We start from the raw sequence: 13,740 nt of genomic DNA, 5'->3' as shown, positions 1-13,740 counted from the left end.
ACTAATTGGTTTTAGCTACACTGGAATTATCACTTATTTCCACCGGCATCCCCACAAATGCACCTGGAACCGGTGCAGAGATTAATTGGGTGCCATCTTTTAATCCTGTTATCACAACAGATTCCGATGAAAAATGTACTGCATCAATTTTAGCTAATTGCAAGGTGTTGTTTTCAACTATATATACTTTGTTTTTGTCTACCAGTAGATTTCTTGGGATAGATAAGGCCTTTTCCACATCTCTGGCTTCCAAATTTGCTTCAAGGTACATTCCCTCTTTTACCTTTGCATCTTTTATTTTTATAAAGACCTGTACGGTTTGGGAATTGGAATCTATTTTGCTGTTTACCCTGCTCACCACACCCTTAAATTGCTGTGTTCCTTCAAGATTGTTGAGGGCAACTTGCTCTCCCACTTCCAATAGGTCGCTAAAGGATTTTCTTACAGCAACTTCCAATTCATATTCCGAAGGATCTATAAATTCCCCTAATTTTTGTCCAGGCCTTACCAAAGAGCCTTCTGTAACAAGTGCTTCTGTTAGCACCCCATTATATGGAGCCACTATAATGAATTTGTTCAATCTGGTTTCTTGATTTTTGATATTGTAATACCCAGAAACGATCCCTCGCCCCGAAATAAAATAATTTTCCTGCTCTGAAGAAGATGCTGGAAGAGGGGGCAAGCTTTTATTAACATCGAAATTATTTAAATAAGCCTCCCATTTTGGGTAGACATCGGGATAATCCAATCTAAGATCTGGCATTACGGCCGCTATCTTATTATATAATTCACTTTTGGCCGCACGTACATTAGCAGCGTATTCTGCTGCATCAATTCTTATTAATACTTGACCCTTGGAATATTCTTGCCCCGGCCTAAATGGCTTGGCGCTGTTTCTAAAAATTCCTTCTACTTCAGAAAAAAGAGTGTTTTTTTGTAAAGCAGTGACAGTACCGTTTGCCGGGATCACAATGGGAACCGTAGTATTATTGACCGTTTGTACGTAAACCGTTTTAACAACCTTTTTAGCTGGAGGTCTTTCTTTTGTATTGCTTTCTATAATTGCCTTTGCAACAAAAATGGCCGCTATAACCAGAATCACTCCTAGTATGGAAAGGATAATTTTACGCATTACTTAATTTTAATTACATGTTAGACTTGCAAAAGTATAAAGCGTTTAATCAATAATACATTTAATTATCTTAAAAGTGCATATCCTATTAAGTACCACAAATGTTTTTGTAGTTACATAGAGCGTAGTTGAGATGTTTTTTAAATTCATTCCATTTCCTTTGACTATATATTTTTTCAAGGGTTTTAGGATTCCAAGCTATAAATCATTAGTGTTTGATTAAAGAGTAAAGATCACTTCGATGCTAGAGAAAAGAACAAAGACTTGACCATAGCCAACTGATAAACCACATGAAATTTAAGTAACTGTTGAGTTCTTGCCACAATAGTATCCAAAGCATGCTCTAAAACATGTTGGCTACTTCTAATCATTTCCTCTCGCAGATTTCTGAAATTTTTGTGGGGCAGCAAAGATAATAAATAGGATTCTTGGTCAGAAATACACGAATTATTGGTTTTAAAACATCTGGGGAAATTATTCGTGAATTCGTGGCAGTATGCGGAGAATCATTTAAATTCCTAAACCACTGCCATAAATACGGGCAATCAACCTTAAAAACTTAAGAAATTAGCTCTAGCTCCTCTTGAAGCTGTTCCCATGATTTCATCAAAGTCTCTATTTCCTTTTTCTTCTTCTTGTAAGTTTCTAAAAAATGGGGTTTTGCAATAGCTTTATTATAATCTGTGGCCATTTCAAGGTCTTTGGATTTCACTTCTTTCTCCAGCTTATTGATTTTTGCTTCGGTATTGCTTAATTTATTCTGAAGGGATTTAAACTTTTTTTGATCGTTATAGGATTGTTTGGAATTCGAATTATTGGAAACTTCTTTTTGAACTTTATCCTTTTTTTCGATCGCACGCATATTTTCAGCATTGCGCTGGTCCAGATAAAAATCTATATCGCCCAAATATTCCCTGATCTTTTTATCCTTGAACTCGTACACAGAATGGGTTAAGCTCTGAAGAAAATCCCTATCGTGAGAAACAATTATAAGTGTTCCTTCAAAGCTATTTAACGCTTCTTTTAGTACGTTTTTGGATTTGATATCCAAGTGATTGGTGGGCTCATCCATAATAAGCACATTGAAAGGCTGCAGCAATAGCTTACATAACGCCAATCTATTTCTTTCACCTCCAGAAAGCACCTTCACTTTCTTGCTAACCTCGTCCCCTCTAAACAAGAATGAACCCAACATATCCCTAACCTTACTTCTAGTAGACTCTGTAGCGGCATCTATCATGGTATCCAGCACCGTCTTTTCGCCATCCAATTCGTCGGCCTGATTCTGGGCAAAATATCCCAACTGCACGTTATGCCCAAGTTTCAACTTTCCAGTATGTCCAATTTCGCCAACTATTACTTTAGCCAATGTGGTCTTACCTTGTCCGTTCTGCCCTACAAAGGCGATTTTACTACCTCGTTCTATTAGCAGGTCTATTTCTTCTAATATCTGGGCCTTATCATAGGCTTTCCCGATCCCCTCCGTTTCAATAACAATTTTACCAGGTTGTATGGAAACTGGAAAACGCAAGTTCATAACCGCATTGTCATCTTCATCTACTTCAATTCTATCTACCTTATCCAGTTTTTTTATTAAAGACTGCGCCATGGATGCCTTGGATGCTTTGGCACGAAATTTCTCGATAAGTTTCTCTGTTTGCTCAATCTGCTTTGCCTGATTTTTTTGAGAAGCTAGTTGTTGCTCCCTTAATTCCTGACGTAAAACCAAGTATTTTGAATATGGCTTTTTATAATCGTAAATCTTTCCTAAGGAGATCTCGATAGTCCTATTGGTTACATTGTCCAAGAACATCTTATCGTGAGATACAATGATCACACAGCCCGGATAATTGGTTAAAAATGATTCTAGCCAAATTATAGATTCTATATCCAAGTGATTGGTAGGCTCATCCAACAATAGAATATCGTTGCTCTGGAGCAAAAGTTTTGCAAGTTCTATTCTCATTCTCCATCCCCCAGAAAAAGTATCGGTGAGTTTATCGAATTTATCACGCTCGAAACCAAGCCCAATAAGCACTTTTTCGGTTTCACCTTGATAATTGTATCCGCCAATAATTTCGTATTGATGGGTGATTTCGGTTAAATCATGAATGAGATCCATATATTTATCGCTTTCATAATCTGTCCTTGTAGCCAATTGATCATTTAAATAATCTATTTTCTTCTCTATAGCTTTGATCTCCACAAACGCCTGTTGCGCCTCTTCAATAACCGTTCTTCCCTGAATAAAATCTATATCCTGCTTTAAAAACCCAATTTTAAGCTCTTTGTCCTTGGCAATTTGTCCGGTGTCCGGTTCTTGTTCGCCAGATAGAATTTTGAGCATCGTCGATTTTCCGGCCCCGTTCTTACCTATAAGCCCCACGCGGTCTCCCGCCCCCAACCTGAAGGTAATTTCATCGAACAAGTACTCCCCGCCAAATGATATCGATAAATTATGAATGTTAAGCATTTTATTGTTCTAATATTTTTGCAAAGATGACTATTTTTGCATTGCTAAAAAAATGGAAATGAAATTCTTGCAAGGCACCAAATTATACAGTATTTTCAAAGGTACTTGCCCTGTTTGTCAAAAAGAAAGCATGTACAAAGAATCCAATCCATATAAAATTACGCGCATTTTTGATATGTATGAGAGATGTTCTTATTGCCAAACTAAATATAAAATGGAACCTTCTTTTTTCTTTGGAGCTATGTATGTGAGCTATGCTTTGGGAGTTGCAGTATCTGTTGGCGCTTTTATAATCGCTTATGTTTTTATTGGGGGCGGACTAATGACCACCTTTTTTGCAATTACCTTGACTTTGATTGTTTTAATGCCAATAATACTTCGACTTTCCAGAAACATCTGGATAAACATGTTTTTAAGTTATAAAGAAGCCGCTTGATATCGTTTAGCATATCTATTTATGTCTATTTCTTCGGAAAGAGCCACGGAATCTTCTATACAGTCAATCAATTCAGCAGCAACCGTAGGTGCTATTAATATTCCTCGACTTCCGAAGCCATTACAACAATACAAATTGGCATATTTAGGATGCTTTCCTATCAATGGCTTTCTATCCTTGGAAGCTGGACGAATTCCAGCGACTTGACCCACCACCTCGAAATCACATTTCAAAAACCCATTTAATTTTTCCACCAAATAGTCTTTTCCCTCTTGGGTTGGTTCCTTTGTGCTATCCCAATTATTGTAAGTAGCACCAACCTTGTAAAGATCTTCACCTAAAGGGATAATGAATATTGAAGATTTAACCGCGACCTCTAATTTCAAGTCTTTGGCTTTAATAATTAAATATTCCCCTTTATTTCCATTTAATGGTAAGTAATTAAAATAGGGGTTCTTTTTTAAACCGAAGCCATCGCAAAAAATCACTTTTTCAGCTTTCCATGTTTTATACTCACAGAAATTTTCATTCGCCTTGAATTGGTTGTAATCCAAGGTCTGCTCCTGAAATGAGTTTATTTCAGTTAAATAAGCCCGATATTTTTCAATCAAGAGTTCTGTATGTACCACACCTGTTTCTTTAACATGGCCAAAAGAATACGATGATGGGATATATGGATTTATTGATGACACTAATTTTTCATCTAAAAACCTGCTTAGGAAAGGTTTATCCATCGCAGAAAACCAATTGTTCTGTTCTTCTATAGAATGAAATTTCCTGTAGATTGGCAAAGGATGCACTAAGCTTACACCTAGTTTCTTCTCTAAATTTGAATAAAAATTTAGAGCGGTATCCAATTGTTCATTGGCATTCCAAGCCAAGGTAAACCGCTTTAAGATTATCGGATTATAGATACCCCCCGCAACTGTTGAAGAAGCTTGGGAGTCGTCATCGAATACCAGGATCTTTTTACCCCTGGAAAGTAAATTCTCTGCCACTGCAATCCCGCTTAAACCGGAACCTATAATAATATAATCCAACATAGTTTATAAATCAAGAACCTCAGGGGAAGCCCACGAGGTATGCATTGGAAACTATTTTTAGAAATTCGAGGCAAGCCTCGGGGAATTAAACCCTCGATGAGGGATTAAAAAACGCTCCGGAATTTCCGGAGCGAGTATTCTATTTATTCATGAAACTTTAATAGTTCCACATATCTTGTTCGAAATTTCGAATACGCTCTTTGATCCTTTCAGATTCCAAGAGTTGCATAAATGCGTTTTCGGCAATATATTCATCGACCTCACGATCCCCCTGAACATTGTCTTCTTTATAGATCACCCCATGGAATCTTCTGGCATTCAGCAAATGATCGAAAGTTATGGATTGTGCTGTGTTGCTTCCATTAAAAGCGTTGTTTTCAAATAACACTTCCCTTGCATCTGGGAACCAAACCCAAAACAGCTCCACTAAATCTGGAATTTCATCATCTATAAAATTCACATCGGGAGCCACTGGAGCAATTCCTAGGATCCTGTACTTCAATTCTGCCATACGCTTGTCGAAATACCACATTCCGCGAATATGATACTCCGCAATGTCTGCTGAAGTAATATCCCTTCTATCAATAAACTGCTGATCTATTTCTTCTCCTGCATTGTACTGTTCAACCCCAAGGTCCGTAGTATCAATTTTAGAGATGGCAGCACTAATATCGTTTAAAGTCCTTTTCTCATTAAAGTAGGAATCGGCATAGATATTCTTGATTTTCCCAGATTTGATCCCTGTGAGAAGAACATCATAAAGAGATCTTCTATTAGATCCAATGTTATTGGTATCTATAGGATAGTACATAGGAAAATTCACTCGTTCGTCCAAATCGATGATTTCCCAGGTATTTTTGGACCATAAAACATCCCTATCGTCTACAAAGCCATAAGGCAATGGCTTACTTTCTTTTTTCACCAACTTCTCCGCCTCAGATAACTTTCCAATTTGGTCTGGAGAGGTAGCATTAAGCATATTTGCCTGTCCCATTACCGATCCGGTAACAAGCAATCCAAAAACACCAATCAAAATCTGATTCCACTTCATTGTAATGAATTTATTAGTTTGTTAACTCCACAAATACGGGAGATACTTTTTTAAGTTTATAGCCACTGTTGGTAGCTAATTGAGCTTCAATATCGAATATTTGAACTGTTTCCCCTCTTCCTGCACGTCTTAAAGCTGCTTTGGAAGAAGAATCCAATCTACCTCCATTCACTTTAATGGTAGGCTGTCCAGACACTTTAAAACTGAATCCTGTAACACGTAAACCTAATTCGAAATCGAAATCCGGCAAAATAGCACCAACTTCAGAGATTTCTAAACTGTTACGTTGCATTTTTACAGCACCATCTTCCCCACGAATGGTTCCAACAGGTCTTGGAATATCTTTAACCCTAAAACTCTTTCTATCTGAAACTGTTTCGCCGCCTGGTAATTTCCCACTTACACTAATGGTTACTTCTCTAGCTTGTAGGTTTGTTACATCCATCACATACTTTCCAGCACCACCAGCCGATCTAAGACCAGGAGCATTAGCACTTACATTTCCTACACCAGGAATGGAGATGGTCATTGGGTTTTGAACTCCACGATATACTACATTCATTTTATCTGCAGATATTACCGCAGAATTTGGTTTGGGAATTACCGCGTAAGAACTGGTAATTGGAATTTTAACTACAGAGTCTCCTTCTTTAAATTGAATTTCCCCCTTGATCTCTTGCTCTCCTACATTACCAGCAGGAAAGTCCAATACTACCTGACCTGCCTGAGAACTTTCAACTTGCTTCCCGTTAACAATAACATTGTCAAATTTAAGTGTGTTGTCCACTCTTCCTAAAACCACTTTTCCTTTAAAATTCTCTCCACTAAAAAAAGCGGTTTTAGATGGTACTACAATGGCTTCGTAATTGGTAAGTGAAACTTCACTTTGTAATTGTCCGGATAACATTGCCGAAAGAATTTCACTTTCTGTGGATTTTATATCTGCTTGAGTTTGTGTAAGCTGGGTTACGGAAGCTACCAAAGGAAAACCTTCGTAACGGTATTTTAACCATTCCACATTTGTGCCATCTACTTTAACAGATGTTGTAGAGAACTCATCTTTTACATTCTGAATAATTTTATCAAAACCCTTTTCATCACCAATTGTGCTAATTACCCCATTCTTGTAAGTGCTCATTTGATCCAGGAACTCTTGCCCCTTTGGGCTAATTCTTCCACTTTGAAAGAACAACTCATCCAATTTATTGGACTTGTCCATTTCCTCATATTCCTTTTTATCCTTCACATCGGCCAATATATCCGATTTTAAGGTTTCCAGATAGGAGTTGAAATTTTCAGACAGCACATGTATTTTATCTGCCTTCTCTTTTAAAGGAGCATACTTTGCAGGCTGCTCGGTTACTTTCTCATCTAATCCTGCTAAAAAAGCATTATTTCGTTGAGCAGTAGTTGCATTGGATTCGGTTAATTTTTCATTCATTAATCCAAAAGCGGTTAGTACCTCTTTGGACATATTTAAAGCCAACATTGCAATGAAAACCAGGTACATTAGGTTAATCATCTTTTGTCTTGGTGATTGTTTTCCAGACGCCATGTATAATTAGTTTAGTTTTTTAATAAATCCTATAGTCGTTACAACTAATTAAACCCCTCTTCCATTCACATTCATAGCGGTTAACATACCACCGTAAACTCCATTTAAGTTAGATAAATTAGCGGCTAAAGAACTCATTTGATCTTTCAATTTTCCAGCATTTTCAGCTACTTCTTCATTGATCTCTGCTTGTCTTGCTGAAGATTCAACCTGAACTTTATATAAATTGTTCAATGTTTCCATTTGGGCAGCAGCCATACTTAATTCCTCAGAATATTTTCTCTGAGAAACCATGGAGTCTACTGTAGGTGCAATTCCTTTTGCGGCCCCTTCGAAATTACGGATGCTTGTTCCAAGACTCTCCATTAAATTGGCATCTATCTTAGCTTCCTTCAACATCACATCCAATTTCTTGGATAGAGATGCTTCCGTTTCTTTTTCTTCCTCAATTAAGGCATTATGTCTTGCAGAGGCAGGACCTCCATTTAATTCTGGATACACCAAGGACCAATCAAGATCGTCATCTACAGGTTCAAAAGCCGAATAAGCAAAAACCAAGGCTTCTGTTACTAATCCAGCAATTAAAAATTCATTACCAAAAGGCCAGTGCATGATTTTAAATAAAGCTCCTAAAATTACAACCGATGCACCTAACCCGTACACCATGTTTGTTATTTTCTTAACATTTCTTGAATTTGCCATAATATTAATTGATTGTTTCTTGTGGGTTATTATTACTTGGGGTTCTTGTTAACTAATTTAATTTTTTGGGGATTGGTTTAAAGTAACATCTGTTCCTAGGTAATCTTGAACTGTTCTAAAACCAATATAACTTCTTGCTGTATCTGAGTATTCATAATCCCTCGTGCTTACTTGTAGGAAATAAGCAACATCTTTCCATGAGCCACCTCTCACTACCTTACGTAAATCATTTTCATCGTTTACAGTAGGGTTCATAGAAGACATATATTCGTATGCAGCAGGATCGTAAGAAGAATTCACCCATTCTGCTACGTTCCCTGCCATGTTGTATAAATTATAATCGTTTGGTTCGTAAGATTTAGCTTCTACAGTATACAACGCTTGATCTGCTGCATAATCTCCCCTTAGCGGTTTAAAGTTTGCCATAAAACAACCTCGGTCATTCTTGGCGTACGGGCCACCCCAAGGATAGGTTGCAGACTGCAAACCACCTCTTGCAGCATATTCCCATTCTGCTTCTGTAGGCAACCTATAGAAGGGCACATCATGATCTCCTTTAGATTTCCTGAAAGCATTATGGTACAATGTTCTCCATTGGGTAAAGGCTTTGGCCTGTTTCCAGCTAACCCCTACAACAGGATAATCGTCGAAAGCAGTATGCCAATAATAATCGTTGTGCATCGGTTCATTATAAGAGTAATTAAAATCCTTGATCCAAACGGCTGTGTCCGGATACACAAGAACTTCTTCTGTAACTATAAAATCACTTCTCTTTTGTGTCTTTGCTCTTGCCGCTTTTTGGATATCCATCCAACGGTACTTGAATTTCAACTTTTTAACATCTATGGTTCTTTGACCGTTATAAGATTCTTCCAAAGGAATATACATGGAATCCATCACGCGGGCATAGGCTTCATCTGGAAAATCCCTGGTATCCCAAATGATATCGATATCTTTATTTAATTTTCTTCCTTGATAATCTTCAGAGAATTGCGTGTAGTTATCGTACATGTATTTCTCATAGACAGTCATATCTTCTTCATTGGAATCAAGAAATGCAAATTCACCAATTCCCTCATCACCCGCTGTTGCCCCTTCAAAATCTGCTTCGATAGCAAGGCGCATTCTAACTATAGAATCACGCACCCAGTTGGTAAACATTCTGTATTCAGAATTTGTGATCTCTGTTTCATCCATATAAAAGGAACGTACCGTAACCGTTTTGGTGGGCGCATTTTTCGCATCGGCAATATCATCATCTGCCTTCCCCATAATGAATGCACCTCCAGGAATCAAAGTCATCCCATAGGGTTTCTCCGGATTCCATTTCTTTCCCTGCGCACCTACAAGTTGCCCACGATCACCACTGTTACAGCTCGCAAGCATTGTAATTACAGCAATAAGCGAAAATAATTTCTTCATAATATCTCTCTGGTTATGACATATTTGATTTAGGGAGTAAACCTATCCAAATAAATTTTAAAAAACAATACTTTTAGCAAAAATACAGTATTATATGAATATGCTTACAGTTTTAAACTTCGTTCTTCCTTTTGGTTTTATACCATCTCTCCGGAATAACTTGGTTACAAGCCTCTAAATAATCCTCGTGGCTGCAAGGTAATAACGTATGCCTTTTCAATTTAGTATTGGAATTCGAAATAAAAGGTATTTCTATCCACCACCTTCCGGTTCTGGGGCTTTTAAAAAACACTAAGACCTCTTCTTCTATGGGCACTTGATATTTGGTGAATTCTTTTTTTGCCGATAACGTATTTTCGTTGGACCTATAATTTACCCCTTCTATAAAATACCAGATCATCTGGGCAATCAACATATTGCCGGTTTCAGAATAATTGGAAGCATACTCATAAATCCCAAATGAAGAAACCTTATCACTTATCCCCGCATAGCGTGACAAGGCACAAATTTCCTTCCCATCAAAACCATTTGGAGCCTTGTTTTGGGAACTATTGATAGCGGAAGCATTTACAGCGTTAAGATCTATACCCACCAAATTTGCATCCCTCATTACGGGTTCGACAATCTTTATGTTATTTGAAACCTCGCCCAATCTAAACGCATCAAAAAACAATCGCTCCATTAATCCTATTTCCTGCTGGGAATTGTAATAGGTTTGGTAGCCCACATTGGAATAGTTGAATAAATTATATGGCTTGTTTACCACTATCTTTCCAATATACGATTTATTGCTTATCGGTTTTTCTGCATCCCCGAGGTCAAATCTCGAATCTATATTCACAAGGTTCACCATTTGTTCCACAAAATCGTATGCCCTGTATTGTGCGTAAATTAGATCCTGGCTTCCGCCCAAGATCACCGGAATAATTTTATTCCTGAGCAATTCCTTTAGTAAAGATTGTAATGCAAAATAGGTGTCTTCCACCGTCTCTCCTTTTTCCATGGAACCCAGATCTGCAATATTCAAATGCCAGTTCCCTGGGAAAAGACTGTAAAAAGACCTTCTTATTTTATTAAAATTGAGAAATTCATCTTCATGACCATCTGCCAACCTATTTTCATTTACAGATACTAGGGCTATTTGTACATTTTCGAGATCGGGGATTCCTGATGCTTGCGTATGGACCAACAACTGGCTTCCAAGATTATGCGATTCCGGCGAAACAATTTCTTCAAATAATTGCTGATCTATAGGCCTTAAAAATTCAAAATCCATCGATTACTTCTTTTTTGGAGCTGGTTTCTTTTTAGCGACAGTTTTTTTTGCTGGAGCCTTTTTCTTGGCAGCAGCTTTCTTTTTCGCAGGCTTTTTCTTCGTATTCTTTCCTATTATTTCCTGCACCTCAACCAATGTTAATTTAGTTGCGTCTACCGTTTTTGGCAATTCGATCTTGGTTTTTCCCTTGATTATATTGGAACGTCCCCACCGTGCCTTTTCTACGCGAATCCCTTCGTCTTCCCAATTATGAAGCACCTTGTCTATTTCCTTCTGAATTTTGTCCTCAATAAGTTCCTCGATATTGGCATTGGTTAAATTATCGAAATCGTATTTTTTATTCACGTTGATGAACATATTGTTCCACTTTAAAAATGGCCCAAATCTTCCAACCCCTTTTTGTACCGGAAGTTCATTGTATACATATATAGGAGCATCTGCTTTTTCCTTTGCTGCTATAAGTTCCAGCGCACGTTCCATATCTACCCTCATTGGATCTTCCCCTTTATCTAGGGAAACGAATTTTTTGCCATATTTCACATAAGGCCCAAATCTTCCATTGTTCACCTCAACCGGTTCTCCTTCCCATTCTCCTATTTCCTTCGGAAGCTTAAATAGATCCATCGCTTCTTCATAGGTAATGGAATCCAAAGTTTGATCTGGGGTTAGTCCTGCAAACCTTGGTTTTTCATCATCTTCTACAGATCCAATTTGCACCATCGGTCCAAATTTCCCTAAACGTACACTCACAGGCTTTCCTGATTCAGGGTCTTCCCCTAAGATTCGTTCTCCTACTTCCCTATCTGCATTTTCTGCGACATCCAATACCTGCGGATGAAATTCAGAATAAAAGTCTTTCAACATTTTAGTCCATTCCTCATTTCCTTCAGCAATATCATCAAAACTCTGTTCTACTTTTGCCGTAAAGTTGTAATCCAAGATATTGGCGAAATGCATCACCAAAAAGTCATTTACCACCTGCCCTACGGCAGTAGGAACTAACTTACCTTTATCGCTTCCAATGTTTTCGGTTAGTTCTTTCTCGGTAAACTTATTATTTTTAAGGATTAATTGTGCATATTTTCGTTCAACCCCATCTACAGAGCCTTTTTCCACATAATTACGGTTCTGAATGGTAGAAATCGTTGGGGCGTACGTAGATGGTCTACCAATCCCCAATTCCTCCAATTTCTTAACCAAAGAAGCTTCGGTATATCTATAAGGAGGCCTTGTAAATCGTTCTGTAGCGGTAATATAATTGTTGTTCAATTTTTCGTTCACTCGCAAAGCCGGAAGCATTCCTTCTTGCTCTTCCTCTTCATCATCACTTCCCTCTAAATACACTTTTAAGAAACCTTCAAATTTCAACACTTCCCCATTGGCAGTGAAATGCTTATCGTGCTTATCTGCTTCAATCTTTACGTTGGTGCGCTCCAATTGCGCATCACTCATTTGGGAAGCAATCGCTCTTTTCCAAATTAGTTCATACAAACGCTCTTGATCGCGGTCTGCATTTACCGTATGATTCTCAAAAAGGGTTGGCCTAATAGCTTCGTGAGCTTCTTGTGCTCCTTTAGATTTCCCCTTAAATTGTCTGGTCTTCGAAAATTTCTCTCCATAAGCCTTAAGAATTTCATCTTTAGCTCCTTTTCTTGCATCATCAGATAAATTCACGCTATCTGTCCTCATATAAGTAATATGCCCTGCTTCGTATAAACGTTGCGCCATGGTCATGGTCTTGCTTACCGAAAAATACAACTTTCTTGATGCTTCCTGCTGAAGTGTAGATGTTGTAAATGGTGGTGCAGGAGATTTTTTGGCCGGCTTGGTTGAAAGATCTGCTACTTTGAAATTGGCTTGCTGATTCTCTAACAAGAACTTTTCTGCCTCTTCTTTTGTATCGAAATTACGGGGCAATTTAGCTTTAAGGGTCTTTCCTTCTTCATTTGTAAATTCAGCATCTACCCTATAGGAAGCTTCTGCGGTAAAATCTTGTATCTCACGCTCTCTTTCCACTATAAGACGCACAGATACAGATTGCACCCTTCCTGCCGAAAGGCCTCCTTTCACTTTTCTCCACAAAACTGGAGAAAGTTCGTAGCCCACCAATCTATCCAATACCCTTCTTGCTTGCTGAGCATTTACTAGGTCGTAATTAATATCACGGGGATTTTCGATTGCTTTTAAGATCGCCGTTTTGGTGATCTCATGAAACACTATTCTTTTAGTCCTATCTTTATCTAGTTTAAGTTCCTCTGCCAAATGCCATGCGATCGCTTCTCCCTCCCGGTCCTCATCACTTGCCAACCAAACCATTTCAGCATTTTTTGCCTGCTTCTTTAGTTTACTTACTACATCCTTCTTATCCTTGGATACTATATATTTAGGTTTAAAATCCCCTTCCGTATCCACTCCCAATTCTTTGGTAGGTAAATCTGCAATATGTCCAAAACTGGACATTACAGTATAATCCTTTCCTAAAAATTTTTCGATGGTTTTGGCTTTGGCCGGAGACTCTACAATCACTAAATTCTTTGCCATGTTTGTCTTTTTTGTAGCTGCAAAAGTAGGGCAATTTTTAAATATGGCTTACACCTTATAATAAAATCGAATAAAATTGTGGCTGTTTGATTTTCACAATTGATTCAAT

Annotated in this window: 10 protein-coding genes; 1 reads left to right on the top strand and 9 read right to left on the bottom strand. The window is 37.9% G+C overall.

The window, feature by feature from the left end; all coding sequences use genetic code 11:
* Position 1: 1 nt before the first annotated feature.
* On the bottom strand, positions 2–1,132 hold the full coding sequence (locus JM83_RS09970) for an efflux RND transporter periplasmic adaptor subunit (protein WP_144961726.1): 1,131 nt from the start codon (positions 1,130–1,132) through the stop codon (positions 2–4).
* A 559-nt stretch (positions 1,133–1,691) separates the two neighbouring features.
* The gene (locus tag JM83_RS09965; protein WP_144961725.1) at positions 1,692–3,605 is read right to left on the bottom strand and encodes an ABC-F family ATP-binding cassette domain-containing protein; all 1,914 of its coding nucleotides are present in this window, start codon (positions 3,603–3,605) and stop codon (positions 1,692–1,694) included.
* A gap of 58 nt (positions 3,606–3,663) precedes the next feature.
* On the opposite strand from JM83_RS09965, the gene JM83_RS09960 reads away from it, so the two are divergent.
* Positions 3,664–4,041 carry a DUF983 domain-containing protein gene (locus tag JM83_RS09960; RefSeq protein ID WP_144961724.1) on the top strand — a complete coding sequence of 126 codons (378 nt, stop codon included), beginning with the start codon at positions 3,664–3,666 and terminating at the stop codon, positions 4,039–4,041.
* Here JM83_RS09960 and JM83_RS09955 read toward each other — a convergent pair.
* The 7 genes from JM83_RS09955 to topA all read right to left on the bottom strand — a co-directional run bounded on the left by JM83_RS09955 (position 4,023) and on the right by topA (position 13,631).
* Positions 4,023–5,084, bottom strand: a complete 1,062-nt coding sequence (locus JM83_RS09955; RefSeq protein ID WP_144961723.1) for an NAD(P)/FAD-dependent oxidoreductase — start codon at positions 5,082–5,084, stop codon at positions 4,023–4,025. The genes JM83_RS09960 and JM83_RS09955 overlap by 19 nt on opposite strands.
* Before the next feature lie 157 nt (positions 5,085–5,241).
* Entirely contained in the window at positions 5,242–6,135 is an 894-nt protein-coding gene (gene gldN / locus JM83_RS09950) for a gliding motility protein GldN (RefSeq protein ID WP_144961722.1), read from the bottom strand.
* 13 nt (positions 6,136–6,148) lie between these two features.
* Positions 6,149–7,690, bottom strand: coding sequence for a gliding motility protein GldM (gene gldM / locus JM83_RS09945; RefSeq protein WP_144961721.1), 1,542 nt, complete (start codon positions 7,688–7,690; stop codon positions 6,149–6,151).
* A gap of 48 nt (positions 7,691–7,738) precedes the next feature.
* A complete protein-coding gene (gldL, locus tag JM83_RS09940) occupies positions 7,739–8,392 on the bottom strand; it encodes a gliding motility protein GldL (protein WP_144961720.1) in 654 nt (217 codons plus the stop codon).
* Positions 8,393–8,449: 57 nt separating this feature from the next.
* Positions 8,450–9,814, bottom strand: coding sequence for a gliding motility lipoprotein GldK (gldK, locus tag JM83_RS09935; RefSeq protein ID WP_144961719.1), 1,365 nt, complete (start codon positions 9,812–9,814; stop codon positions 8,450–8,452).
* Between the two features lie 112 nt (positions 9,815–9,926).
* On the bottom strand, positions 9,927–11,090 hold the full coding sequence (locus JM83_RS09930; RefSeq protein ID WP_144961718.1) for a formimidoylglutamase: 1,164 nt from the start codon (positions 11,088–11,090) through the stop codon (positions 9,927–9,929).
* A gap of 3 nt (positions 11,091–11,093) precedes the next feature.
* Complete coding sequence (gene topA, locus JM83_RS09925; RefSeq protein ID WP_144961717.1) at positions 11,094–13,631, bottom strand: type I DNA topoisomerase; 2,538 nt, start codon at positions 13,629–13,631, stop codon at positions 11,094–11,096.
* Between the last annotated feature and the right edge of the window lie 109 nt (positions 13,632–13,740).

Origin of the sequence: Gillisia sp. Hel_I_86, assembly GCF_007827275.1 — a bacterium.
Lineage (GTDB): Bacteria > Bacteroidota > Bacteroidia > Flavobacteriales > Flavobacteriaceae > Gillisia.
The sequence above is the reverse complement of the archived record's forward strand: the minus strand, read 5'-3'. Positions and strand labels throughout refer to the sequence as shown.

What these genes read in the sequence shown, in the direction of transcription:
- JM83_RS09970 (WP_144961726.1), bottom strand. Translation starts at nt 1,132, where the DNA reads ATGCGTAAAATTATCCTTTCCATACTAGGAGTGATTCTGGTTATAGCG.
- JM83_RS09965 (WP_144961725.1), bottom strand. Translation starts at nt 3,605, where the DNA reads ATGCTTAACATTCATAATTTATCGATATCATTTGGCGGGGAGTACTTG.
- JM83_RS09960 (WP_144961724.1), top strand. Translation starts at nt 3,664, where the DNA reads ATGAAATTCTTGCAAGGCACCAAATTATACAGTATTTTCAAAGGTACT.
- JM83_RS09955 (WP_144961723.1), bottom strand. Translation starts at nt 5,084, where the DNA reads ATGTTGGATTATATTATTATAGGTTCCGGTTTAAGCGGGATTGCAGTG.
- gldN (WP_144961722.1), bottom strand. Translation starts at nt 6,135, where the DNA reads ATGAAGTGGAATCAGATTTTGATTGGTGTTTTTGGATTGCTTGTTACC.
- gldM (WP_144961721.1), bottom strand. Translation starts at nt 7,690, where the DNA reads ATGGCGTCTGGAAAACAATCACCAAGACAAAAGATGATTAACCTAATG.
- gldL (WP_144961720.1), bottom strand. Translation starts at nt 8,392, where the DNA reads ATGGCAAATTCAAGAAATGTTAAGAAAATAACAAACATGGTGTACGGG.
- gldK (WP_144961719.1), bottom strand. Translation starts at nt 9,814, where the DNA reads ATGAAGAAATTATTTTCGCTTATTGCTGTAATTACAATGCTTGCGAGC.
- JM83_RS09930 (WP_144961718.1), bottom strand. Translation starts at nt 11,090, where the DNA reads ATGGATTTTGAATTTTTAAGGCCTATAGATCAGCAATTATTTGAAGAA.
- topA (WP_144961717.1), bottom strand. Translation starts at nt 13,631, where the DNA reads ATGGCAAAGAATTTAGTGATTGTAGAGTCTCCGGCCAAAGCCAAAACC.